The 23,237-nt window shown below is 42.7% G+C and carries 16 protein-coding genes and 4 tRNA genes; 12 read left to right on the forward strand and 8 right to left on the reverse strand.

Annotated elements, in window-relative coordinates; genetic code table 11:
- Positions 1-17 precede the first annotated feature (17 nt).
- From AOQ70_RS13025 to AOQ70_RS13050, 6 genes are read right to left on the reverse strand one after another with little or no spacing between them, the layout of a single operon-like run.
- Positions 18-7,166 carry an amino acid adenylation domain-containing protein gene (locus AOQ70_RS13025; protein WP_059376709.1) on the reverse strand — a complete coding sequence of 2,383 codons (7,149 nt, stop codon included), beginning with the start codon at positions 7,164-7,166 and terminating at the stop codon, positions 18-20.
- A 15-nt stretch (positions 7,167-7,181) separates the two neighbouring features.
- Positions 7,182-8,090, reverse strand: a complete 909-nt coding sequence (locus AOQ70_RS13030) for an isochorismatase family protein (RefSeq protein WP_059376712.1) — start codon at positions 8,088-8,090, stop codon at positions 7,182-7,184.
- An 18-nt stretch (positions 8,091-8,108) separates the two neighbouring features.
- Positions 8,109-9,728, reverse strand: coding sequence for a (2,3-dihydroxybenzoyl)adenylate synthase (locus AOQ70_RS13035; RefSeq protein ID WP_059376717.1), 1,620 nt, complete (start codon positions 9,726-9,728; stop codon positions 8,109-8,111).
- 24 nt (positions 9,729-9,752) lie between these two features.
- A complete protein-coding gene (gene dhbC / locus AOQ70_RS13040; protein WP_059376719.1) occupies positions 9,753-10,934 on the reverse strand; it encodes an isochorismate synthase DhbC in 1,182 nt (393 codons plus the stop codon).
- Positions 10,935-10,960: 26 nt separating this feature from the next.
- The gene (locus tag AOQ70_RS13045) at positions 10,961-11,746 is read right to left on the reverse strand and encodes a 2,3-dihydro-2,3-dihydroxybenzoate dehydrogenase (RefSeq protein ID WP_059376723.1); all 786 of its coding nucleotides are present in this window, start codon (positions 11,744-11,746) and stop codon (positions 10,961-10,963) included.
- A 4-nt stretch (positions 11,747-11,750) separates the two neighbouring features.
- Positions 11,751-12,635: an alpha/beta hydrolase gene (locus AOQ70_RS13050; RefSeq protein ID WP_059376726.1), complete on the reverse strand. Its 885-nt coding sequence runs from the start codon at positions 12,633-12,635 to the stop codon at positions 11,751-11,753.
- Between the two features lie 523 nt (positions 12,636-13,158).
- On the opposite strand from AOQ70_RS13050, the gene AOQ70_RS13055 reads away from it, so the two are divergent.
- Positions 13,159-13,377 carry a hypothetical protein gene (locus AOQ70_RS13055; protein WP_059376728.1) on the forward strand — a complete coding sequence of 73 codons (219 nt, stop codon included), beginning with the start codon at positions 13,159-13,161 and terminating at the stop codon, positions 13,375-13,377.
- Between the two features lie 118 nt (positions 13,378-13,495).
- On the opposite strand, the gene AOQ70_RS13060 is transcribed toward AOQ70_RS13055, so the two are convergent.
- Positions 13,496-14,353, reverse strand: coding sequence for a hypothetical protein (locus AOQ70_RS13060; RefSeq protein ID WP_059376730.1), 858 nt, complete (start codon positions 14,351-14,353; stop codon positions 13,496-13,498).
- Positions 14,354-14,459: 106 nt separating this feature from the next.
- Here AOQ70_RS13060 and AOQ70_RS13065 point away from each other — a divergent pair, with 106 nt between their 5' ends.
- From AOQ70_RS13065 to AOQ70_RS13095, 7 genes are all read left to right on the forward strand, one after another.
- Complete coding sequence (locus AOQ70_RS13065; RefSeq protein ID WP_059376732.1) at positions 14,460-15,404, forward strand: DUF4885 family protein; 945 nt, start codon at positions 14,460-14,462, stop codon at positions 15,402-15,404.
- Positions 15,401-16,357: a DUF4885 family protein gene (locus tag AOQ70_RS13070; RefSeq protein ID WP_059376734.1), complete on the forward strand. Its 957-nt coding sequence runs from the start codon at positions 15,401-15,403 to the stop codon at positions 16,355-16,357. The genes AOQ70_RS13065 and AOQ70_RS13070 overlap by 4 nt, the downstream gene beginning before the upstream one ends.
- 220 nt (positions 16,358-16,577) lie before the next feature.
- Entirely contained in the window at positions 16,578-17,942 is a 1,365-nt protein-coding gene (gene dnaB / locus AOQ70_RS13075; protein ID WP_024424034.1) for a replicative DNA helicase, read from the forward strand.
- Positions 17,943-18,072: 130 nt separating this feature from the next.
- The gene (locus tag AOQ70_RS13080) at positions 18,073-18,486 is read left to right on the forward strand and encodes a VOC family protein (protein ID WP_059376737.1); all 414 of its coding nucleotides are present in this window, start codon (positions 18,073-18,075) and stop codon (positions 18,484-18,486) included.
- Between the two features lie 254 nt (positions 18,487-18,740).
- Entirely contained in the window at positions 18,741-20,030 is a 1,290-nt protein-coding gene (locus AOQ70_RS13085; RefSeq protein WP_024424032.1) for an adenylosuccinate synthase, read from the forward strand.
- 136 nt (positions 20,031-20,166) lie between these two features.
- The gene (locus AOQ70_RS13090) at positions 20,167-21,300 is read left to right on the forward strand and encodes a DUF418 domain-containing protein (RefSeq protein ID WP_059376739.1); all 1,134 of its coding nucleotides are present in this window, start codon (positions 20,167-20,169) and stop codon (positions 21,298-21,300) included.
- Between the two features lie 14 nt (positions 21,301-21,314).
- Complete coding sequence (locus tag AOQ70_RS13095) at positions 21,315-21,524, forward strand: hypothetical protein (protein ID WP_039182844.1); 210 nt, start codon at positions 21,315-21,317, stop codon at positions 21,522-21,524.
- A 29-nt stretch (positions 21,525-21,553) separates the two neighbouring features.
- Here AOQ70_RS13095 and AOQ70_RS13100 read toward each other — a convergent pair whose 3' ends face one another.
- Positions 21,554-22,078: a peroxiredoxin family protein gene (locus AOQ70_RS13100; protein ID WP_024424031.1), complete on the reverse strand. Its 525-nt coding sequence runs from the start codon at positions 22,076-22,078 to the stop codon at positions 21,554-21,556.
- 342 nt (positions 22,079-22,420) lie between these two features.
- On the opposite strand from AOQ70_RS13100, the gene AOQ70_RS13105 reads away from it, so the two are divergent.
- The 4 genes from AOQ70_RS13105 (at position 22,421) to AOQ70_RS13120 (ending at position 22,833) form a co-directional block, all read left to right on the forward strand.
- Positions 22,421-22,496 (forward strand) — tRNA-Lys (locus tag AOQ70_RS13105).
- Positions 22,497-22,502: 6 nt separating this feature from the next.
- Positions 22,503-22,574: transfer RNA gene (locus AOQ70_RS13110), tRNA-Glu, on the forward strand.
- Positions 22,575-22,656: 82 nt separating this feature from the next.
- Positions 22,657-22,733 (forward strand) — tRNA-Asp (locus tag AOQ70_RS13115).
- A 27-nt stretch (positions 22,734-22,760) separates the two neighbouring features.
- Positions 22,761-22,833: transfer RNA gene (locus tag AOQ70_RS13120), tRNA-Phe, on the forward strand.
- Positions 22,834-23,237 lie beyond the last annotated feature (404 nt).

The following is a 23,237-nucleotide window of genomic DNA, read 5'->3' on the forward strand; positions in this document are numbered from 1 at the left end:
TCATCTCTCCTTTATTCTTAGTGCTTTTGTTTGACCCGATGCAGTGCGTTGTCTAAGATGACACCAATTTCTGCTAGGGGTTTAGGCTGGCACATGTCTTTGTGCCGGCAATGAATGTCGTGCTGTTCGATTGTTCCGTTGATATAAGGTGCCCATGCTTCGGGATCAATTGGTGTAAACCAATCTGGGATAATGGTAGATCTAAAGAATAATATGTCTCCCTGATAAGTTTTTGGCTGATATTCTCCGAGCAATCGAACTGAATTCACATAGGTTTCTTTTAGATTTCTAATGGCATCTTCACTTAAGCTTGCTAGTGCACTGCCATCTTTTTTCAAAATGTCGACGGCACTTTTCATCGTGAGCGGTTCACCTGTTAAGGTATCTGGATCATAACCGCCGAGCGCAAGAAGAGCGATTAGTGCTTCTTCTTCATCAGGTGCTTCTTTAATCGGTAAGAAATGGTTCGGATAGGCATCCAGCATCGCAACGAGTGCAATTTCTTCACCTTGCTGCTGGAGCTGTGTAGCCATTGCTTGTACAACGTTTCCACCTAATGACCAGCCAAGAAGATGATAAGGGCCTTTTGGCTGAATTGTTTGGATGTGCTTGATGTAATCCGCAGCCATATCATCTAGTGTGTGCGGGTAGTCATCTTTTCTTGCGATTCCTCGTGCCTGTAATCCATAAATAGGGATGTCTTTCTCTAATGTATTCAAGAGACCGGCATAGCACCAGCTAAGACCACCTGCTGGGTGAACACAGAAGAGAGGATACCTTTCTCCATTTGTTCGCAGCGGCAGCAAGATGTCTAGTGCGTTTTCATCGCTTCCTGTTTCTAGTTTCTCTGCCAAACTTGCCACATTTGGTGCTTCAAACAATGTTCCGATACTTAGTTTGACACCAAGTGCATCACGAATGCGGCTGATTAAACGAACCGCAAGCAGTGAATGTCCGCCAATGTCAAAAAAGCGATCGTCTATGCTGATTTTAGGCAAATCAAGCACCTCTTCAAAGAGATGACATAGGATTTCCTCTTTCGGATTTCTTGGGCCGCGTCCATCCGCTTGCTGTAAATGCAATTGAGGGGCCGGCAGTGATTTTTGATCAAGCTTCCCGTTTGCTGTAAGCGGCATGGCGTCAATCTGTACATATGCTGCGGGCACCATGTAATCAGGAAGACTGGCTGCTGCAAAATGACGAAGGGCTTCAGTATCGAAATGGTCTTCTTCCGTTGTGACGATATATGCAACTAAGCGCTTGTCGCCAGGCTGATCCTCTCGCATTATGACGGCCACTTGTGCAACTGCATCATGGCGTGCCAGAACGGCTTCGATTTCTCCAAGTTCAATACGGAATCCGCGTATTTTAATTTGATGATCAGCTCTGCCAATGTAATCAAGAGCCCCTTCTTCTGTCCAGCGCGCAAGGTCGCCTGTACGATACATCCTTGTGCCAGGTGCTCCATATGGATCGGCAGGGAATCGATCTGATGTCAGGTCAGGTCTGCCAAGATAACCTCTTGCAAGGCCAGCTCCAGCTACATACATTTCACCTGTTGTCCCAGGGGGAACAGGCTGCAGGTATTCATCAAGTACGTAAACGTGTAAATCAGGAATCGGTTCGCCGATTAAACTGCTGGAGTTCTTTGTGATCATGTCTCGATTGAGTTCATTGTACGTAACGTGTACGGTGGTTTCTGTAATGCCGTACATGTTAATTAGCTTTGGCTTACAGTCTGAGTGACGGCTGTACCAATCTTCTAATCTGCTAAGCTCTAATGCTTCACCGCCAAAGATGACATAGCGGAGTGATAATGCTTGGCCTAGTGTTTGTTGTTCCTTGTCTATCTGCATGAGCTGATAGAAGGCAGAAGGTGTTTGATTAAGCACAGTCACACCTTCCTCGACTAGAAGCTGCAGCATCTCTTCAGGAGAGCGAGAGATGGTATGAGGTACAATGACAAGCCTGCCGCCATATAAAAGTGGTCCCCATATTTCCCATACTGAAAAATCAAAGGCATATGAATGGAACATTGTCCAAACATCCTCTTCATCAAAATGGAACCAATGTTCAGTAGATGTCAGAAGACGGATGACATTTTGATGTGGGATGACCACTCCTTTTGGTTTCCCTGTAGAACCGGATGTATAAATAATATAGGCCGGATGCAGAGAAGATAGCGGTTCAATTCTGTCTATATCAGTCGGATTATGATTTGGCATAGTCAGCAATTGATCGCTCGTTTCTTTTTCGTCTAACAAAATCAAATCGCAATCAGCAGGGAGATGCACTGCATCTGTTTTTGTTGTGATGCTGCAAACTGGTTTGGCATCTTGTATCATGTATGCCAGCCTGTCTGCTGGATAGTCAGGATCAAGCGGAACATAGGCTGCGCCTGCTTTATGAACGGCTAATAAGCTGACGAGCATGTCGATTGATCTAGGCAGGGCAAGTGCAACGAACTGTTCTGGTCCAACGCCTCTTTGTATTAATAAATGAGCAAGACGATTGGCTTTGTAGTTTAACTCACCATAGGTAAGCTGCTTATTGCCATACGTTACAGCCACTCGATCAGAGTATTGCTGCGCCGTTTTTTCAAATAAGGCTGGGAGACTATGTGCTTGATCTAACTGAGCGAATGTCTTTTTATCAGGGAGAAATGTTTGCCGCTCTTTATCTGATAAAATGTTCACTTGGCCAATCGGCACGTGTGGGCGCTCAGTCACTTCAGTTAAAAAGCGCTTCATTCTGTCAGCGATTGCTCGAATGGTGCTTTCTTTAAACACATCTGTACTGAATTCAAACAAACCTGTTAATCCTGCTGCTGATCCAGTTTCAGTTCTTTGTTCTGTCAATTCGATGGTCAGATCAAATTTAGCTGACCCTACTGGTTTCACGTAAAGGTCTGAGTCAAGCTGTGTCAGCTTCATTTCTGCCTTCGGTGTATTTTGGAAGGCAAGCATGACTTGGAACAATGGATTTCGTGATCTGGATCGGGTTGGATTTAGGATTTCGACTAGCCGTTCAAATGGCAGATCCTGATGCTCATAGGCTGCTAAGTCAACGTCTCGCACTCGCTTCAATAGCTCACTAAAGGTTGGATTACCATCTGTATTAGTACGTAATACTAGTGTGTTCACAAACAAGCCCACAATATCGTCAAGTGCATCGTCATTCCGTCCAGCAATCGGACTGCCAATTGGAATATCTGTCCCCGCTCCAAGGCGTGTCATTAATGCTGCAAGTGATGCTTGAAGCACCATGAACAAACTCACTTGATGCTGCTTGGCAAGCTCAAGGAGGTTCTGATGTAAAGCGGGTTCAATCGTAAAGTCTATCGTCGCACCGTTGAAGCTTCCTTCCTGTGGACGCGGGAAGTCATAAGGCAGCTCAAGTTCTTCAGGCAAGTCATGTAAGGCACCTTTCCAATAGCTGAGCTGCTTGGCAAATAGACTATCCGTCTCTTCTTCACTACCCAACAGCTTCTGCTGCCAAATAGCATAGTCAGCATATTGAACAGGTTCTGCTGGCAAGGAGATGGATTTTCCTTGTATACGAGCTTCGTAAGCAGCAGCTAAGTCTCGCGTCAATGGTGCAAGTGACCAGCCATCACCAGCGATATGATGCAGCAATAGAAGCAGGACGGATCGGTTTGCATCAAGCGTGAATAACTCTGCTCGCAGTGCAGGTTCTTCTTCAATTTTAAAGCTATAGCGAATGGCTTCGTTTAACTGACTCTCAATTTGTTGATCGGTTGAAGCTGTGACATGGAGTTCAGGCTGAACACTTTTCGGATGTAAAATGACCTGTCTTGGCATGCCGTTCTTATCTGGAAAAATGGTTCTAAGGGTTTCATGTTTTTCAGTGATATCTGCCAGTGCACCAATTAGAGCTGTTTGATCTAGTGTACCTGTCAGTTGAATGACAAGTGGAATATTGTAAGTTGGACTTGGCCCTTCAAGGCAATGTAGGAACCAGAGCCGTTTTTGGGCAAAGGATAACGGGATTTCCTCTGGCTTGTCTTCTACCTGAAGCGGCGGCCGAATGTCCTTCGCTTTGTCAATATGCTGTGCAAGATCAGCAACCCGAGGCGATTCAAAAATGGTACTCATGCTTAGGTCTGCGCCAAGTGTATCGCGTATACGTCTAAGCAGGCGAGCGGCGAGTAAGGAATGTCCTCCTAAGTCAAAGAAACTATCATCTATGCCAATTTGAGATAGGCCAAGGGTTTCTGCAAATAAACTACATAACATGTCTTCTTGTGGTGTTCTAGGTGTCCGCTCAGAACTAACTAAAGACATATTTGGTATTGGTAATGCTTTGCGATCGATTTTGCCGTTTGGCGTAAGTGGAAGTTCTGGCAGAACGACAACAGCAGAAGGTACCATGTAATCAGGTAGTAATGAAGCCACAAACTGTCTGAGCTCTGAAGGGTGTAGAGACGAGCCGTCTGTCAGCACAACATATGCACAAAGCAGCTGCTGCCCAGGTTGATCCTCACGAACGATAACAGATGTATGCTTAATGGCTTGGTGCTGCATCATCACGGTTTCGATTTCACCTAGTTCAATACGGAAGCCGCGGATTTTAATTTGATGATCGGCACGGCTGATATAATCAATCGAACCATCTTCACGCCATCTGGCTAAATCACCGGTACGATACATTCTCGTGCCTTTTGTGCCGAATGGATCAGCGACAAAACGTTCAGCCGTTAAATCGTATCGTCCAAGATATCCTCTGGATACTCCTTCACCTGCAATATAAAGTTCACCGATTGATCCTGCTGGGACTGGGTTTAGTCCTTCATCTAAAATGTAAATGCTCGTATTCCAAATGGGTTTACCGATTGCCGGCCCGCTATTCTCTCGATGTGCTGTGACATTTTCCATCGTAGACCAGATCGTCGTTTCTGTAGGTCCGTACAAATTGGTAATGTCGCATTGAAGAGATTGCAAGGTATGCAAAAGGGAGGCAGGGAGTGCTTCTCCTCCAACAAGAACACGCATACCTGTTATCACGTCAGGGTATTCATCTGCCAACGCATGCCACAACGTTGGTGTTGCCTGCATGATGGTGACATGATGAGAACGAATCATGTCTGAAAGCTTTGCTGGTTCTTGTATGGTTTCTTTTTTTGCCAATAAAATAGCAGCCCCATGTAAAAGCGGGAGGAACATTTCCAGCCCGGAAATATCAAAGGCAATAGTCGTTACCGCTAAAAGCTGGTCTTCTTGATCTAATAAAAATGAATCTTGCATGGACAATATAAAGTTGATCACATTTCGTTTTGTTACAACAACACCCTTTGGTTTGCCTGTCGATCCTGATGTGTAGAGGATGTAGGCCGGGTGATGTGGAGAGCCCTCGCTCCATGTCGGATTGAGATTTGGACTGCCTGCTATCTCCTGATGAACAGCTACATCATCCAGTTGAACGATGTGCGGATGGTCCAAACCGTCTGCTGTCTCTTTGACTGCGAGTAAGCACGCCGGTTTGGCATCTTCTAGCATATAGGCGACTCGATCGTTAGGGTAATCAGGGTCTAATGGCAGATATGCAGCTCCCGTTTTGACGACGGCTAATAGACTTACGACCATATCGATGGATCGAGGCAGAGCAATGGCGACAAATTGTTCTGGTCCAATACCATGTTTTTTCAAATAATGAGCTAATTGATTAGCCCGCTGATTCAACTCTTCATAGGTCAAAGTGATTCCTTCAAACTGTAATGCTTTTGCTTGTGGCGTTTTGCTCACCTGTTTTTCAAATAGTTCCCGTAAAGATTCCTTTGGTAATTCTCGTTTTGTATCATTCCAGTGCTTGAGAATGGTCTCTTTTTCTTCAGACAAAAGAAGGTTGAATTGACTGATCGTCTGATCTTGCTCTAGTCCGGTTATTTCTTCCAGCAATTGAAGGAAACGCTGCTGATGAGCGTCAACTGCTTGCTCTTTGTAAACGGCAGGGTTTGCATCAAAGTCGATCTGAAATCCGTTCCCATCCGCGCGGTCGTATATGTTGATCGATATATCATCCACGGGTCCTGCTGAGAGGTTATGTGCTTGACCCATGCTCTGATCGAACATGAGATCATAATCAAATGGCATGATATTGATCTGCGGGCCAAATAATCGCTGATTTCTTCCGATAAGTTTAAAGTCTCTCCGCATGTCCTCGTGACGATATCTTTGATGAGGGCGAATGGCTTTTAGTTCATCAGATACTTGGCGAACAAGTGCTGAGAGCGTCATTTCTGGTTTGCATGTTAAACGAAACGGTACCAGGTTCATGACCATTCCGGGTGTTTGTAAGGCGCACGATCCAAGGCGCATCATCACAGGTAATCCTAAAACAATATCATGTGCACCAGTCATACGATGCATATATAAAGCGGATGCAGCAAGGATCATTTCATGCCACGTACCACCGAAGGCTGGAGCATTTTTTTTCATTTTGCTTACCTTTGCGGCATCGTAGCTAGCCGTTTTTCGGATAAAATGATCCGATGTTCTTGGGGCAAGTTCAGCAAGGCTGACAATTTCCGGTTGATCAGCAAAGCGATTTTTCCAAAACGCTTGATCATCTTCATATCGATTGGACTGTTGATAGGTGAGCTCCTCTTGGACTACGTCATGTAAGGCGCCAAATGTTTGAGGGGGCATAGGTGTCCCTTTCGATAGGGCTGAATAGACCTCAGCAACACGACGCGCAATGAGCGAAAAGGCAAATCCATCAATGGCAATGTGATGAATGCGCTGATACCAGATAAATCGATCGTCAGCAAGTTGAAAAAGTACTTCACGGAATAATACATCTTTCTCTAAAGAGACTGGCGTTGAAAGATCTGCCTTCATCCATGCTTTAGCCGCATCAAGCGGCTGTTTTTCATTTTGTAAATTGATTAATTGGAATGGAATCTCTTTCTTAGAAGAGAACCATTGCTTTGGACCGTCAGTATCCTCAACGAATCGCATATACAAAGAATCTGCTTCTAAGACAGTTTTTCTAATGGCTGCTTCAAAGTGTATGGGGTCAATAGGACCTTTAATATCTATATACTCAGCTGTATTGAAAATAGGATTAGATGGATCAAGCTGCTGCGCATACCAAATGCCTGATTGGGCACCGGTTAGTGGAAATGAATCGACTGACTGGATCGACAAGGGTCTATACCTCCTTTACAAGTAATCGATATTTGGAATAGATGGCTGTTTGTCTGGAAAAAGAAGAGTCCGCCAATGAGCGAGCGTTGGATTTGCTGCAAGCTCAACGAAATTGACTGTCGCTCCTTGCTGTCTCCACTTTTCCGCTAGGCTCATCATTCTAATAGAATCAAGTCCAAGGTAGACGAGATTCTCGTCAAGCGGTATTTCATTCGGCTCCATTTGGAGATACTCAGCTACTTGCTGAAGAATGGCCTCAAAGGATAGGTCATCACTTTCTGCATCCTGTCCTGTTAAACGACCAATGATTTGATTTGTTGTTGTGGTGACCGCACAGCGTTCAGCTGCATAGGTCATGGCCATTTTGTGATGTTTCAATGAAAAGTCAGCGACGGCATCGGCGACAAAGAAGGTTTCAATATCGAGCATGAATGCTTCTGCGGCTGTCAGCATACAGCCAATATGTGCATATACGCCAGTAATGATCAGTTGATCACGCCCGCCTTCTTGAAGAATATCCAAAAAATTAGATTTTTTGAATGCGCTATAACGCCATTTTGTCAGCAATGTATCTGCCTCAGATGGAGCAAGCTGATCAATGATTTTTGTCAATGCTTCATCATCACCAAGTCCAGGTCCCCAAAAATCTGTTAATAGGGCACGATCCTTCGGGTCTTGGTCACCAGGCTGTGCTGTATAGACGACTGGAATGCCAAGTTCATTGCATGTGTCACGTAATTGTTCAATATGCTGAACTAACTCTGTGATCGGTGATGTATCTTGTTGAAATGCATTTAAAAAATATTGCTGCATGTCATGTATCAGCAGAACAGCACGTTTCGGATCTGGTATCCAGTTCACTTTATTTTCGGGTAAATCTTGTGTGCTTGGCATTGGATATGCAGGAATAGTAGGGATTGCCATGGTTTTCACTCCTCTTTTTTATACGTTGGCAGTATGGGTTGCAGCTAGTTCTCTTAATGCTTTTTTACTGACTTTGCCTACACCTGTTTGTGGGAACGCATCGATCCATTCAATGCGGTCAGGAATTTTATAGGCTGCGAGCCCGCGATCTCTTAGAAATGATTTTAAGACGTGCGGTGCTGGTTTGTTGTTTCCTTTCGCAATGACAAAGGCACATGAGCGTTCGCCAAGAAATGGATCCGGCATGGATACCATGGCGGCATCATGAATGTCAGCATGGGCAAGTAAATGGTTCTCAACTTCTTCAGCGGCAACCTTTTCACCGCCACGATTGATTTGATCCTTGTCTCTGCCTTCTACAACAACATTTCCTTCTTTGGTTAATCGCACGATGTCACCTGTTCTGTAAAAGCCATCGGGTGTAAATGCTTTTTTGTTTTGTTCATCGGCTTTATAGTAGCCGCGAATCGTATAAGGTCCTCTTGTTAAAAGATGTCCAGCCACTTCATGCGAGACGGGCTTGTCCTCATCATCAACCACTAGTACCTCATCATATTCAGACATCGGGCGTCCTTGTGTATGAATAATGACATGTTCAGGATCATCTAATCTGGTATAGTTGACCAGACCTTCTGCCATGCCAAAAACTTGCTGTAACTTACATCCAAGGGCAGGCATCACTCGTTTTGCTGCCTCAGCACTGAATTTAGCACCACCGACTTGTAAGACTTCAAGACTCGATATGTCATCTGATCGATGAGGAGCGGCCTCTAGCCAAATCAATGCGATAGGTGGAACGACAGCGGTAATGGTCGCCCGTTCTTTTTCAATGAGTGGAAAGACGACATCAGGGCTTGATCCAGGTGCAAGAACGACTCTTCCGCCTGCGTATAACGTCCCAAGGACTCCAGGCGAGCTTAATGGATAGTTGTGCGCAACTGGAAGTGCAGCTAGATACACGCTTTCTTGTGTGAGCTCGCACACCTCATTGCTTTTCCAAAGACTATAAATATAGTCATCATGCGTGCGAGGGATAAGCTTAGAAAGGCCTGTGCTGCCTCCAGATAACTGAAGAAATGCAATATCGCTTGCCTCTACATGAATTTGGGGATCAAGTGCTGGGTCCTTGCGCAGATCATCTAAGCCAAGGAATTCCTCAGCTTCCCCTGCAACAATGACATGAGATAATGAGGGAAGCTTTTCTTTCACTTGACGCGCGAGTGTTCGATAATCAAAGCCGTCAGCGATATCTGGTATGACATATGCGTCTGCTTCGGCAAATTCAATAAAATAAGTGATTTCACTGCTTCTATGAGATGGCAGCGAGAAGACGGGTAAAGCACCGATTCGAAATAAGGCGAAAATGACTTCAAAAAAAGCAGGAATGTTAGGAAGCTGCACGACAACTCGACTTCCTTTTTGAATGCCAAGCTGATGAAAACCAGCGGCAAGACTGCTGACACGCTCATCAAGTTCTTGGTAGCTCATATGCGTATCAGCGTATGTAATCGCTGTTTTATTTCCTAGCGATGCGGCGCGTTCACGAAGCATACCGCCAAAGGTTTCCCCACGCCAACAGCCGTTTTCACGGTAGCGTTTTGCAAATTCTTCTGGCCATGTAGGTGGTTGAACGAACATGTTTTTGTCATCTCCTATTTACTTTTATAGCTGATGGATGCCCATCGCATGAAGCATCGTGTTGAATTTTGCAGATGTTTCAGCTAGCTCATCCTCTGCTTTTGATCCTTTGACCACTCCTGCACCAGCAAAGAGGCGAAGGGAGTGACCCTCAGCTTCTGCACAACGAATGGTGACAATCCAATCACCATCACCATTTGTATCTGCCCAGCCGATCATTCCTGTAAAAAATCCTCGATCGAAGGGTTCAATCGCTTGAATGGCTTCACGTGCATCTGCTGTAGGTGTTCCGCATACTGCGGGTGTTGGATGAAGGCTAAGCGCTAAATCAATTGAGGACACACTAGAATCTGTTAATTCACCTTTGACCACAGTAGACAAATGCCACATCGTTTCTGTTTGTATGACGGATGGTGATGCAGGCACATCTAATGTATGACAGTAAGGAGTAAGCGCTTTAGTGACAGCTTCGACAACCACTGCGTGCTCGTGTAAATCCTTCGCTGAAGTAAGGAGTTCATCGCGGCGGCGCTGGTCTTCTACTGGATCTGAACTGCGCGGCCGAGAACCAGCGAGTGGATTGGAAATCACAGATGAACCAGTTTTTGAAAGTAGCAGCTCAGGGCTTGCCCCAAGAAGTGTGCGCTTTTGGGAAGCCTTCGGGTCAGCTATATTTGCAGCAAACGTATAGCCAGTCGTATTATGACGAGCCAGTCGTTCGAGTATTGTTTTCGTATGAATATCTCGATTTGCTTTGAGATGGAGAGATCGAGAGAGTACGATTTTGCTAAGCTCTCCTTTCTCAATTTTAGCTAATCCTTCGTTCACACCTTCCATGTAGACATCTGGAGCAGGGACAGGTGTCACCTCATAGGATGGCGATACCGCTTCTGACTCCTCATCACCTTGTTGAAATTCGAGTGGATCACTAAACTGTACATGGACTGGAACATTTAAACGAACGGGCTGAGCCGGATCAAATGGGACAGCACCAGCCACAATCGGTGCTTGAATACCTGCTTGTTTGGCAGCGTCAAATACGTGCGCTACCTTTGTGGATAGTTCATTTAGTTGATTGGTTTCAATATGCTTGAATATCCCTTCGGCAAGTATCGTGCGTTTAGGGGAAGCAAGGAAAAAAGCGCCTGGCTGATAGTCTTGAAGCAACTGTACTTTTTCTTCTGACGACAATAATGAATGTTTCATGAAAAGGCCTCCTTTTGATTGAAATGCTAGATTCCGAGTGTTGCGCCACCATCAATTGTGAGATTCTGCATCGTAATATGATTGGATTGCTCAGATGCAAAGAAAATGACTGCATCAGCGATGTTTTGAGGATCAGCGATTTTTTGTAAAGGAATACCGGTTTTATACGTCTCTAATGAGCCTTTAATCACCTGATTTTCTCCTTGTTCATCAGCCCATAAAGCCCATTGCATAGGTGTTGCGGTAGAGCCAGGAGAGACAACGTTGCATCTGATCCCGTAGGCTGCCAGCTCTAATCCTAGCGTTTTTGTAAAGGAAGTAGCTGCTGCTTTTGAAGCGGCATAGGCAGCCATATTCATTCTAGGAATGGCACCTGCGTTAGAGCTGACAGTCACAATGACCCCTTCTGATCTTTTCATCATGTATTTGGAGACAGCTTGAGATACGTAAAAGACACCATGTGTGTTGACTGCGAAAGTTTGTTGCCAGTCATCTGCACTAAGCTGGTCAATAGAACTAATTCGAAGGATGCCTGCTACATTGACCAGTAAATAAATGGGTCCAAGCTGCTTTTCAATATGATCAACAATGTGCTGAACAGAAGTTTGATCGGTGATGTCACCTGGATAGGCAAAGGCACGTATGCCTTCATCATTCATTTGCTGGACGGTGCTTTGCAGCTGATCTTCATTTGCGTCAACTGCTGCAATAATCGCACCTTCCTCGGCTAGTCTTTTAGCGACTGCTTGTCCAATACCTTGTCCTGCGCCTGTAATAAGGGCAATTTTTTGAGATAGACCACTATGTTTCATGTGTTCACTGCCTTTCCTTCATGTCTGTGGTTGTGAAAGGATCATCATGATAGAGTGCAAAACGAAAAGCGTAATTCATTAGCACTGGTAAAACGGACGTATGTCCTTCTTCAGGGAACTCGTGATAGGCCGTATGCAAGCCATATGAAGATAAAGGCAGCATCCGATTTGCTAGTGCATGTGCATGATCATTCATTTGACATGGATGATGTTTTTCTAATTCACCTACACCTACAAGCAGCCTGGCATCCATAGACATCTGACGTATATGATTGGTGAATTGGTGTTCTTTTTCTAGAAATAAATCTTTGTTCCAGTGGATAGAAGGACTGCCCGCAATATATGTCTGATAAGCATCAGGGTGCTCAAATAGTGTGTGTAATACAAAAAGACCGCCAAGAGAGTGCCCAAACAGTGTTTGACGACTCTGGTTGATCGGAAAGCGCTGCTCGATATAAGGCTTTACAATCTTTTCTAAAAAAGAAAAGAACGCAGAGGCGCCGCCATATGTATGGTTGGAGAAATCCTTTCTTTTGCCACCAATGGAAGCGTCAGGGCCAGTTAAAGTGAGATCATAATGCCTGAGCGGATGATAGGGTGCTTCTGTCTGATAGCCAATTCCAACAATGATGGCAGGTACGACACCTGTTTTTTCAGGTCTTCTTGACTGTAAACGAAGTGCTTCGACCATCGTGCCAAAAAGTGAATTTCCATCAAGTACGTACATGACTGGAAAACCAGCCGCTGGAGGAGTAGTATTCGGTTTAAATATAAAAAGTCTATATGGGTGTGCTGTGATATCCAGTTGCTCCGTCCCCGGTATAAAAAAAGGCCGGCTTTCTCCGAAAAGTGAATCCTCAGTACCCATTCCTTCAGGGCGTTTGGACATGTGTAAAAATCCCCTTCCTCAAAATGACTCTCATACGATGATAAAAGCAGGCTTGCGGATATAGGATGAGTGTAGTAATAGAATTGAAATGAAAATGATTCTCAATTATCACGCAAGCAAATCAAATGATAATGGTTATCAATTATGAAGTCAAATGTTCATTAAGTCGTGTAGTTGATCATTTAATCTAAATATTATGAAAATAAAGGACTAAATAACTACCAAATGAATGGAAATAGGGAATGCCGGACTGAGTCATTTAAAAAGAGGAGAAATGCCAAAAGACCTTGACCGTCTCGGGATATTTACCATTTTCTTCTGTTTGATTCAGGAATATATATAGGTTTTTCTTCTTGAAATCATTTTGAGGAAAAATAAGTCTATAGACCTTCTTGTATTTTTAGGAAAAAAGAGGAGAATTTTTCGAAAAGCTGGTGATCATATCTCACAACTTATTCAATATTATACGTAAATTCATATACAATTTTCTAAGGAAGACAAGATCGAAGGGAATGTAGGCAGAATGAAAACTTCATTAGGAAAGCTGAGGCTAAAACTGCATGAAAATCAGCTCAAACTGACAAATACATTTACAGTGGAAGAATATCATGAAATGAAACAGTCATTACATGAAATACGGATGTCATTTGCGGCCTATGAACAATGGGATTTATACCAGCGGGCCACCGATATGATCACCATCCTCCTCTTTCAACACGCCCTCAAGCAAAAACCCCAATAATTTCTTATGAAAGGACGGTGCTGTTTTAAGAGTGGCAAAAGATCATATAGCATCAAAAATGCGGCAATTAAAAAAGTAAGGGATGTCCCCTTACTTTTTTTCTGCAAACACCATTCAATTAAAATCCATCTGTGACATCATATTCGTAACGAATATCGGCTTTGACATTGCTCATAGTAGATCTCGCTGTAGCCTTTGCGTTGTACTTAAAGCTCCATTTTTGCGCGACTTTTAATTGATCATCCAGAGAAATACGGTAAGAACCACTTGTTGCAGATGAAACAAGTGATGTGTACCAAATATTACTTTCACTAGCCATCAGTTTGTGAGTGACATTCCCTTGGTTGGGTGTTTGGGTACTAGTTGTCGAAATCGATTTAACTACAGCACGTTTAGGAACTGTGGAATTATTAGTTAAATCCATTGTAATGACTGAAGAATCAACTCCTAAAAAATTTAAAGAAGAATTCCCCAAGTTAGTAGCAGTCCCCGTAAAATTGAATGTCCCATTCCCAGATTTAATACGATCTTGAATGGAAACAGTAAAGTACATATTCCCTGTATATGTACCACGGGTCACTTTCACAAAATAAGTTTCAGAAGTTGAAGTCACGTCACCAGTATTAGCAAAAATAAAAGGCGTTACTGAATCAGGATTAATAACTTCGGACCCTGTCCTAGAATATTTAGAATTATACACCTCGATATTCATCCCTGTATATTGCTTATTATACGAACTTCTGACATAAACTCTTTCACCTTTATTGATCGTAAACTGATAATACGCTTCATTTTCACCTTCAGGTAAGATTGTCGTATCTGGACGACTATATTTCCAATATCCCATTGAGCTTGCTGTGTTAGGACTGTTATTCCCCGTAATCGCTGCTTCTGCTGAATGTGGTGCAAAAAAACTAGTAATAAGCACTAATAATAATGCAGGTAATAAAAAACGTTTGAAAATAGTATTTGTCATATTTTAACCCTCCTTGTAATAATTACTATATCGGATCAAAACTAACAAATTTTAACTGAATTGCCGATATATTTAATAATCACTATTTTTTAAAAGGAGAATCAAAATGAATATCAATACGTCATATACGATACCTTCAAACAATCAGAACCGAATCGACTCTAAAGATCAATCAGCTATTAAAAGTACAAATGAGGTGATGACCGAATCTGATAGACGGATGAAAATATTAGATGAAAAATACGAAAAAATAAATGAACAAAATAAACGATTCAAAGATCCTCAAGACCATATATATAATAAGTATAGAAACCCTTATTCTTCTTATTTCAGAAGTGATTTAACAAAACCGGAAAGAGAAGCTGCTTACATTATGGAAATGAGTTGGGCAAGGAATAATAAAGGAGGTCAATATGACTTTAATGACGCCATCTTCCGTAATGAAAAACGGTACGATCCTACACAAGAAAGTGTAGAAAAGAAAATACTCAATCGTCAAAAAGTGAACGAACAATTACAAGATTTATTCTCTAAAAACGGTATAACCATTCCTAAAAACACGAATTTAACTTTTACCATTGATCCAAATAATTTCAAATTAGTGGTGAGTGGATCAACAGACGAATCGCTGATGAAACAAATAGAAGATCTATTAAATACAACCAACAATACAAGAGAACTATTTTTTCATATTATGAAAAGCAGAAATGATGATTCTACTCAATTCACACCGGATTCACTAGCAAAGTTCCACCTTGTTAATCAAATCAAAACGGTGACAGGCTACAATTTAAAGGATTTAAGCATTGTAAATGGTCAATTTGTAACGGATAACGGAGCGAATATTTTTGATCTATACAAAGAAGAACTCCTGAAAAATCCATACACAGCAGAAAATGCGCGCATTGCCGCTTCACATTACGGAGCACAGCTATTTGATCTAGCGAAAAACGGGTTTGATTCTATTCCAGATTTGGTGTTATCTATTGGTTACCAAAACGGCTCCTTATATGACATTGGACAAAAGGTGAATTACGGAGTATCAAAGTGAAGATAAATACATCTAACACGACAGCCATTCTAAATAAGCAGAACCTTCCGGACTTCAATAGCCATTCAGCTATTAAAAGTACAAATGAGGTGATGACCGAAGCTGATAGACGAATGAAAATACTAGATGAAAAATATCAAAAAATAAATGAACAAAATAAACGTTTCAAAGATCCTCATGGCCATATATTTGATAAGTATCGAAATCCAAACTCCCCTTATTTCAGAAATGACTTAACCAAACCGGAAAGAGAGGCGGCTTACTCTATTGAAATTGGATGGGCTAATAGTGGAACAGGAGGGCATTATAATTCTAATGATGCCGCCTTCCGTAATGAAAAACGGTACGATCCTACGCAAGAAAGTGTAGAAAAGAAAATACTCAATCGTCAAAAAGTGAACGAACAATTACAAGATTTATTCTCTAAAAACGGTATAACCATTCCTAAAAACACAAATCTCACTTTTACCATTGACCCGAACAATTTTAAATTAGTGGTAAGTGGTTCAAAAGACGAATCGCTGATGAAACAAATAGAAGACTTATTAAATACAACCAACAATACAAGAGAATTATTTTTCCATATCATGAAAAGCAGATCGGACGATTCTACTCAATTTACGCCTGATTCTCTTGCCAAGTTCCACCTTGTCAATCAAATCAAAACGGTGACAGGCTACAATTTAAAAGATTTAAGCATTGTAAACGGTCAATTTGTAACGGATAAAGGAACGAATATTTTTGATCTATACAAAGAAGAACTCCTGAAAAATCCATACACAGCTGAAAATGCACGCATTGCTGCATCACATTATGGTGCACAGCTCTTTGATCTAGCCAAAAATGGGTTTGATTCTATTCCCGATTTGGTGCTATCTATTGGTTATCAAAATGGCTCTTTACAAGACATTGGACAAAAAGAGAATTATGGGGTTAAGAAAACGATAGATTAACAAAACGTGGACGACGACAGGTACAAAACTAGATACCGTTAATAAAGGACTCTATAACAATTTATGTTACAGAGTCTTTTCTATTGAAGTGCGTTGTTTCGCTGTTCAACGAAACATCCTCATGGTAATTTTGACTATAGTCGATGTTTTTCACTTTTTTATTGATGAAAATGTTAAAATGATGAGTAGCGTATTTTTTTATGAAAGGACGGTGCTTGGCATGACGGAACTTCTCGATGACCGGCTGCCGCCGCAAAATATAGAAGCCGAGCAGGCCGTATTAGGTGCTGTTTTTTTAGAACCATCTGCGCTAACGCTCGCTTCTGAGGTATTAATTCCAGAGGATTTCTATAGAATGTCGCATCAAAAGATTTACAATGCGATGCTTATACTTGGCGATAGAGGAGAACCGGTCGATCTTGTCACGGTGACATCTGAGCTTGCCAATACAGATTTACTAGAAGAGGTAGGCGGGATTTCGTATTTAACCGATATTGCGAACTCGGTCCCAACGGCCGCAAACATTGAATACTATGCAAAAATTGTAGAAGAGAAATCCATTTTAAGACGTCTGATCCGTACGGCGACAACCATTGCACAGGATGGGTACACGCGTGAGGATGAAGTAGAAGACCTGTTGAGTGATGCTGAAAAGACCATCATGGAAGTGGCTCAGCGTAAAAACTCAGGAGCCTTTCAAAACATTAAGGACGTTCTTGTTCAAACATACGATAATATTGAACAGCTTCATAACCGCAAAGGCGATATCACAGGGATTCCAACGGGTTTCTCTGAGCTTGACCGGATGACAGCTGGATTCCAGCGAAATGATTTAATCATTGTAGCGGCTCGTCCATCAGTAGGGAAAACCGCCTTCGCATTGAACATTGCCCAAAATGTCGCGACCAAAACGGACGAAAGTGTCGCCATCTTTAGTTTAGAGATGGGTGCGGAGCAGCTCGTTATGCGAATGCTGTGTGCAGAGGGGAATATCAATGCACAGAACTTAAGAACCGGTAATCTGACAGAAGAGGACTGGGGCAAGCTGACAATGGCGATGGGCTCGCTGTCAAACAGCGGGATTTTCATTGATGATACACCTGGAATCAGAGTAAGTGAAATTCGCTCGAAATGCCGCCGCTTGAAGCAAGAAAATGGTCTTGGCATGATCCTGATAGACTACTTGCAGCTCATTCAAGGGAGCGGACGATCAAGTGATAACCGTCAGCAGGAGGTTTCTGAAATCTCTAGGGCATTAAAATCGCTGGCAAGGGAGCTTGAAGTTCCGGTTATTGCCTTGTCTCAGCTTTCACGTGGGGTTGAGCAGCGTCAGGACAAACGTCCGATGATGTCTGATATTCGTGAATCAGGAAGTATCGAGCAGGATGCCGATATCGTGGCATTCCTTTATCGTGATGATTACTACGACAAAGAATCAGAGAATAAGAACATTATTGAAATCATCATTGCCAAACAGCGTAACGGTCCAGTTGGTACAGTATCACTGGCGTTCGTCAAAGAATATAACAAATTCGTCAACCTGGAAAGAAGATTTGATGATGCGGGTGTTCCGCCCGGTGCTTAAAGCCCAGCTCAAGAAGCTGGGCTTTTTTTGATTGATCTACATCGAAAGAATGATTGAAAAAACAGTCAATATGAGGAGGAGAGAGAAAAAGAGAGAGCGTATACTAAAAGGAGAAAAGGAGTGAAGACTGATGAAATTTCAACAGTTTGAAGCCGCTCAATTACGTATCGCACGCCCAACCGTCAACATGAAAGAGGTTGTTTGCTTTTATGAAGAAGGCTTAGGGCTCAAACGAATAGGCTCATTTGATCAGCATGAAGGGTACGATGGTGTGATGCTCGGGCTGCCTCACCAGCATGTTCATTTAGAAATCACCAAATATGAAGAAGAAGAAAGCCTGCCTGCCCCGCATCCAGAACAGCTGCTTGTTTTCTATATTCCGGATGCAGAGGAATTTCAGCAAATGAAAGAGAGATTGATTTCATTTGGCGGCCGGCATGTCACCTCAACGAATCCTTACTGGGACCGGGTAGGAGCAACCATTGAAGATCCAGATGGGTATCGGGTTGTGCTGATGAATACAGATGGTATTACACCGGTTTAAAAAAGACTCCCATTGCTGGGGGTCTTTTTTATGTTGATGAACAGTGGACACGATAAAAAGTTGTTTTTTCTCAAAATCTCCATTTCTAAGCGCTAAAGAAGTGATTAAAGCGCTTTTCTATATATTTAAAGCGAACAAAATTTGATTTCGAGATATTAATGTTCGGATTTCGCGTTGACTTTTTCGGTGTGCATTGATAAAATAAATGTGTTTGAAAGAGATAACGTTTTGAAAGGTTAACGGAGGTGCACGATATGTCTTCAGTAGTCGTAGTAGGTACGCAGTGGGGTGACGAAGGGAAAGGGAAAATTACCGATTTCCTTTCAGAAAATGCAGAGGTGATTGCCCGTTATCAAGGGGGAAACAATGCAGGTCACACGATCAAATTTGATGGAGTGACATACAAGCTACACCTCATTCCATCCGGTATTTTTTATAAAGAGAAAACTTGTGTCATCGGTAATGGAATGGTGGTTGATCCTAAAGCGTTGGTCACTGAGCTTGCGTATCTTCACGAACGGAATGTGAGTACAGATAACCTCAGAATCAGCAATAGAGCCCATGTTATTCTGCCTTACCATTTAAAATTGGACGAGGTAGAAGAAGAGCGGAAAGGGGCTAACAAGATCGGCACGACGAAAAAAGGAATCGGACCAGCTTATATGGACAAAGCAGCTCGCGTCGGTATCCGTGTCGCAGATCTATTAGATCGTGAAGTATTTGAAGAGAAGCTTGCACGTAATCTAGAAGAGAAAAATCGTCTTTTAGAGAAAATGTACGACACAGAAGGCTTCAAGATTGAAGATATTTTAGACGAGTATTATGAATATGGCCAGCAAGTGAAAAAATATGTCGTAGACACATCTGTTGTTCTGAATGATGCACTAGATGAAGGCCGCCGCGTGCTATTTGAAGGAGCACAAGGGGTCATGCTTGATATCGATCAAGGGACATACCCATTTGTGACGTCATCTAACCCAGTAGCTGGAGGAGTGACGATTGGTTCTGGTGTAGGACCAACGAAAATTCAACATGTGGTCGGCGTGTCAAAAGCGTACACAACACGTGTTGGAGATGGCCCATTCCCGACAGAACTCCATGATGAAATTGGCGATCAAATTCGTGAGGTTGGCCGTGAATACGGTACGACAACTGGACGCCCGCGCCGTGTCGGCTGGTTTGACAGCGTTGTTGTCCGTCATGCACGCCGTGTGAGCGGAATTACAGATTTATCTCTTAACTCAATTGATGTACTAACAGGGATTGAAAAGTTGAAAATCTGTGTTGCTTATAAATTGAACGGAGAAATCACAGAGGAATTCCCAGCAAGCCTAAACGAATTAGCGAAATGTGAGCCTGTCTACGAAGAAATGCCTGGATGGACAGAGGATATTACAGGTGTGAAGAACTTAAGTGAACTGCCTGCAAATGCCCGCCATTATTTAGAACGCATTTCACAATTAACAGGTATTCCACTTTCCATTTTCTCAGTCGGACCAGATCGTTCACAAACGAACGTTGTCCGCAGCGTGTACCGTCCATAAGAATAGATTGATGAGACACCAGTAAAATCTCGCATTTTACTGGTGTTTTTTTGTTTAAATATTCCTTAATTTCAGTAGAGCGGACTTCCGGTCATTACCAAAATATGATAACTGTATAGAGGGAAGGAGCGTTCTAGTGAAAGAAAGAATACGATTATTAGATATTTTACGAGGTTTTGCCATACTAGGCACATTGGGAACGAACGTCTGGTTTTTTGCGTACACAGGGGATACCTTTGCGACAGATCAGATTGCGGATGAATATGAAAATGGCAGTTTTCTTGAAAGCCTTGTCTCCATGTTCGTTTATGGAAAAATGCTCTCGCTGCTCACGATCATGTTTGGTGTTGGATTGGAGCTGAAATACCAGCAGGCAAAAAGGAAAAACACGCCTTGGCCGGGCACTTATTTATGGATTCTTTTATTTTTATTTATCGAAGGCTTTGTCCATTTTGCGCTCGTGATGGAATATGATGTGCTCATGAGTTATGCCGTTACTGGGCTGCTTGTGGCTTACATTGTACGGGGAGGCAGCAGGCGTATCAAAAAAGGCATGATATTCTCAGGTGTGATTCATCTACTCGTCATGTCATGTTTGATGGTGTACTCCCTCTCTGACATGGAGTCAGCGGCCGATGATCAAAACGGTGAACCGGCGCTGGAAGAGCAGCTTCCAGAGACATGGATCTCGCAGGTTCAAGAACGGTTACAATACTTTTTCATGTACCGAGAAGAAGCAATCTTTATCATTCCAATGAACACATTTCTGTTTTTATTAGGTGTGCGGATGATGAGAGCCGGTGTATTTTATGCAAATGAACGCGGACAATCTCTCCGGAAAATATTGTTCCGAATCGGACTGTGGGTTGGTCTGCCGCTGAATGCACTAGTCTTCGTTCCAAACGATCTAGTGGAATTTGCGGTGCGCTACGCCTTTTCACCATTCCTCTCTATTTTCTATATAGCTGTCATTGCGAAGCTCCTCGCACGCACGGAGTCATGGTTCATGTGGAATTGGTTTGAATATGTAGGGAAAATGGCGCTTAGCTGCTACATCCTGCAAAATGTCATCTGCTCCATTCTTTTTTATAGTTGGGGATTGGGTCTTGGCGGTCAAATCAATGCGCCCCTTATTGTATTGGCATGGCTGTTAATTTCCCTTCTGCAAATCGCGATTTCAGCAGTTTGCCTAAAGGTTTGGAGAATTGGACCAATGGAATATATCCGTTCACGGGCACTTCGCAGGGTGACGATGAAAAAAGCATCATAAAGGGGATAGACAATATGTTTTTTAAAAAAATGACGAAAAAAGAACAAGCGAATGCACATCAAGCGGCTGTGCCGGCATTTGTCTTTTATCTTCTCGCATTAGGAGGGCATGCGTTGTACGCGTATTTCCAAGGTGACAGGCCACCGGTTACTTTTGTCATTTTAATGGCGGGACTCCTTGTTTTTTTCTCCGCCGACTGGTTATTTAACAAAAAACATTCATAAAAAAAGCCCTCATCACGAGGGCTTTTTTCTTACTTCAGGCTTTTATATTGGCCTTTTAAGTTTTTACGGATGTACTGAATGATTTTGCGTAATTCGTTTGCATGCGGTCTGCCAAACGGACTTGTTTGTCTTTGCTGATAGAGCACTTGCCCTTTTTCATTTAATAAGAAATAGGCGGGTTCACCATGCACCCCGTGGTCTTCATATGGGGCATCTTCCCCGTGATAGTGGACTTCATATGCTTTTAAAGACGTGAGGTCATGGTCATACATGATCGGGAAGGACAGTCCTTCTTTATCCGCAAATGCCTTCAAATCATCAGGGTTATCGGTTGAAATCGCCATCAAGTGAATATCCTTGTCCTGAAAATAGGACTGCTGCTGTTCGAGCTCTTTTAATTCTTCTACACATACCGGACACCAAGATCCTCTAAAGAAAACGATCAGGTGCCAGCTTTGATGCTCCTCTAAATGTTTGTCGAAATCAATGTGATCGCCCTGTATTGTTGGAAGTGAAAAGTTGGGCATTTTATCTCCTAATTTGAATGAACTCATACTGCTTCCTCCTTTTTCAATGACAATGTCACTTGTTTCATGTATAGCCATTTTTGAGCGGCCTGAAACGTGTCTATGTGTTTGAATAGGCAGAAATCATCCGAAAAGACGTATTTAATGAATGCGGTTGCAGAAGTGGAGGCTTTGAAAGCAGATTTGACATCCGACACTTTTTTTTGAAAAATGTCGAAAAACGTATTGCCATATGTAATTATTCTATGATATTATAAATCTCGTTGTTGCAAAGGTCTCTGAAACTTGTTAGGATGCGATGTTCCAGCTTTTTTAAAGCGATTGGTTTGACGCAATACAACTTCTTCAGATTTACTTTTCACAAACCGAGAGCCATTAGCTCAGTTGGTAGAGCATCTGACTTTTAATCAGAGGGTCGAAGGTTCGAGTCCTTCATGGCTCACCATGTATTGGCCCGTTGGTCAAGCGGTTAAGACACCGCCCTTTCACGGCGGTAACACGGGTTCGAATCCCGTACGGGTCATTGATTTACTTTAGCGTTAAGCTAATTTTTTCCTCACTTGCTTGAAGGAGCACCACGATTGCTTTTTCGGGCAAGTTACTGAGGTCCGGTAGTTCAGTTGGTTAGAATGCCTGCCTGTCACGCAGGAGGTCGCGGGTTCGAGTCCCGTCCGGACCGCCATTTATACATATTCATCTTTTTGATGATGGCTCGGTAGCTCAGTTGGTAGAGCAACGGACTGAAAATCCGTGTGTCGGCGGTTCGATTCCGTCCCGAGCCACTTCCAAACGCATCTGCAATCGCAGGTGCGTTTTTATTATGAAAAGAAGGCATAAAAAGGGAGAAGCCGGACCTAGGTAGGGCCCGGCTCCATAAGAAGAAGACGTTACATCTATATAGACGGCTGATGATTGGAAAAGTTTCAATAAAAAAGGAAAAAGTCATCAATTTTTTTGAGCGGCGCCTTCCTATCCAACGTTTACTAGAAAAGAAAGCCGTTATTATTTTTATCTTTGCCTCGTAAAACGTTATAATAGACAGTGAGCCTTTTTTTCGTAAACGGAAAAGGCGTAATGATATATGCAAAATGGAATGACATAGATGCTAAAAATGCAGGAGGAAATCACAATGGAAAAAAAGATTCTTGTCGTAGATGATGAAAAACCGATTGCTGATATATTGGAA

This window comes from Bacillus sp. AM 13(2015), from assembly GCF_001518755.1.
GTDB lineage: Bacteria > Bacillota > Bacilli > Bacillales > Bacillaceae > Bacillus > Bacillus safensis.